The sequence below is a fragment of the Streptomyces inhibens genome, assembly GCF_003389455.1.
Lineage (GTDB): Bacteria > Actinomycetota > Actinomycetes > Streptomycetales > Streptomycetaceae > Streptomyces > Streptomyces inhibens.
In genome coordinates this window covers 1-534 of the sequence record NZ_QUAC01000249.1, presented here as the reverse complement: position 1 = coordinate 534, position 534 = coordinate 1, and the positions used below count along the sequence as shown (strand labels likewise).

Below are 534 nucleotides of genomic sequence, written 5' to 3'. Positions count from 1 at the left end.
CGGTGCCCGTACCGCCTTCGCGCTGCCGCCCGCCGCGGCGGACCGGACCCCACAGCCCGCACAGCCCGCACGGTCCTCGCTGCCGGCGCTGCCCGCGGCCGTCGACCAGGTGCCCGCGCAGGCCGCCGGTCCGCAGGACGGTGCCGGGACGGGGCGCCGTCGTGCGCGTCGGCCGGTGGCCGCGGGACCGGACGGTACGGCGCCCGCCGGACAGCCCGGATACGAGCTGGAAGCGGCCGCCAACTCCCCCGATCCGCAAGGCGATTGGGACGGCGAGCCGACCGGCAGGCGGCGGGCCAGGCGGGCCGCCGCCGAGGAGCGCGCGGCGGCCGCGATGGCCGACTCCGAGTCGTCCGGCACGTTCGTGGCGGGCCCGGAGGGGCTGGTGGCGCAGCCCACCGAGCCGGCCGAGGAGACCGGTACGGCGACCGGCACGGCGCCCGGGATCACCCCGGCGCCGGACGGCAGCACGCCCGACGCGCCCGCCGCACCCCAGAGCCCCCGGCCGACCGGCGCACCGGCCCCCACCGGCCG

General features: G+C 81.6%; 1 pseudogene. It reads left to right on the top strand.

Annotated features, from left to right (window positions below):
- A pseudogene (locus tag DY245_RS32700) lies at positions 1-534 on the top strand (PAS domain S-box protein); the annotation flags it as partial.